This window comes from Bradyrhizobium sp., assembly GCF_049798375.1.
In the GTDB taxonomy this organism is placed as follows: Bacteria; Pseudomonadota; Alphaproteobacteria; order Rhizobiales; family Xanthobacteraceae; genus Bradyrhizobium.
The window spans coordinates 1-2,043 of record NZ_JBARGP010000607.1; the positions used below are offsets into that span (position 1 = coordinate 1).

Sequence of the window (2,043 nt, forward strand, 5' to 3'; positions counted from 1 at the left end):
CACAGGCCCGACCAGACCACGGCGATGTGGGCCGGCAGCGAGCGGGTGTAGATCACGGTCGCGACCGCGTTGGCGGTGTCGTGGAAGCCGTTGACGAATTCAAAGCCGAGCGCGATCAAAAGCGCGATGAACAGCAGGATGTAAGGCGCCAGCGAGGTGACGCGGGTGCCGGTGGCCGAGACGTCGTCATAAATGCTGTAGGCGACGAACAGCAGCGCGGCCGCCACGACGCCCAAATAAATAACTCCGGTCAGCGGATGGAAACCGCCATCGAGGTTCGGGCCCTTCTTCAGGGCAGGCTCGATTGAACCCGGTAAAGCAACATCGGTCATTGGAACTCTCCTCTCCCACGAGCCCCAATTTTGATCGATGCATGTGACAGCCCGTTGAAATACGGGTCGAACAGGCGATGCCGTCCCCGCTGAAAGGCGAGGTATTTTTGCAACCGACGAGGGATTTCGCTGGCGGTGTGAAAAAGCGGGGAGAGCTCAGGCGACCCGCGCGGCTTTGCGGGTCGCGCCGGCGGCGAGCTTCAGGTCCGCCACGAACCGCTTGTATTCCTGCGCCCTGGCATCCGGATCCGGCAGCCGCAGCAGATAGGAAGGATGGACCGTCACCAGCGCCCTGGTGCCATCGTCGAGATCGACGACATGGCCGCGGTTCTTGTTGATGGGCGTGATCTTGCCGAACACGCTTTGCGCCGCGGTAGCGCCGAGTGCGACCACGAGGGCCGGGCGCACCGCCGCCAGTTCGCGCTCATACCATTGCCGGCAGGCCTTGATCTCGGGCGTATTTGGCTTCTGGTGCAGCCGGATCTTGCCGCGCGGCACGAATTTGAAATGCTTCACCGCGTTGGTGACGTACACTTTCCGGCGATCGATGCCGGCCTCCTCCAGCGCGCGGTCGAGCATCTGGCCGGCCGGTCCCACGAACGGCTTGCCCGCAAGGTCTTCCTTGTCGCCGGGCTGCTCGCCGACCAGCATGATCTCGGCATGTCCAGGTCCTTCGCCGAACACCGTTTGCGTGGCGTCCTTCCACAACGGACAATCGCGGCAGGCGGCGGCCTCCTCGCGCAGGGTATCGAGATCGGTCGCATCATCATGATGCTTATCATGGGCTTTGGCTTTGCGGCGCATCGCAGTCTCCAGGCGTTTCTGTGGCTTGTGCGGCTCGGTGCCGGCCTCCGCGATCATGTCGCCGGTGCGCTGGCCGGCCTCGGCGATCAGCGGCTTGATCAGCGATGCCTCCGGCAGGTTCTGCCAATATTTCTTCGGCATCTCCTTCTGCATCGCCTTCACCTTCAGCCGCGCCGGATTGAAGATGCTGGCGTAATAGCGCCGCCACAGCTCTTCGAGACGATCTTCGGAAGGCGCTTCGGACTTGGCGACGCCAGGCGTGAAGGTGATCTCGTGGCCGTCCCAATGCGCGCAGAGATCGGGGGTGAGGATCGACCAGGGCATGTCGGCGAAGCGGCGGACGAAGAACGGTGCCGCCAGCGCGACGATGTGGTGCTCGGGTTCGAACCAGGCGACGTAATGCGACTCCCGTTCGCGGCCGATCTCGCGGAAGCGGACGAAGGCATGCATCTTGTGCTCGTCGCGGCGCACCGCCTTGGCCATCGCATTGAGCTGGATGACATCGGGATCGGTCGCGATATCAAGCAGCTCGTGGTTGCTCTTCAGGCGCCAGAGCAGCCGGTAGAGCAGGGCGAAGCGGTTGGGATCACTGTGCAGGATCGCGTCCTGCGCCAAGGTGACGAATTTTGCCGGAACATTGAACGTCGCGTCAGGCGGAATCTCCGGCAAAGGCTGCGACGGCAATTCCTCGAACAGATCGGGCGCATTGCCGGCCACGCGCCAGGTGATGTCGACCGGCCGGACATCGTTCATCGCAAGCGCCCGCGCGGCGGTGCGCCAGCCATCGAAATCGGTCTCGCCATCGAGCGTAATCGAGTGCATCTCTCTCCTTTCGTCATTGCAAGGAGCGAAGCGACGAAGCAATCCAGAATCTTCACTTGGCTTCTGGATTGCTTCGGGACTTCGT

At 62.8% G+C, this 2,043-nt stretch carries 1 protein-coding gene and 1 pseudogene; both read right to left on the minus strand.

The window, feature by feature from the left end; translation table 11 throughout:
- Positions 1-332: pseudogene (locus tag WA702_RS24320) on the minus strand (inorganic phosphate transporter); the annotation flags it as partial.
- A 156-nt stretch (positions 333-488) separates the two neighbouring features.
- Entirely contained in the window at positions 489-1,958 is a 1,470-nt protein-coding gene (locus WA702_RS24325; protein WP_425113100.1) for a UdgX family uracil-DNA binding protein, read from the minus strand.
- Between the last annotated feature and the right edge of the window lie 85 nt (positions 1,959-2,043).

What these genes read in the sequence shown, in the direction of transcription:
- WA702_RS24325 (WP_425113100.1), bottom strand. Translation starts at nt 1,958, where the DNA reads ATGCACTCGATTACGCTCGATGGCGAGACCGATTTCGATGGCTGGCGC.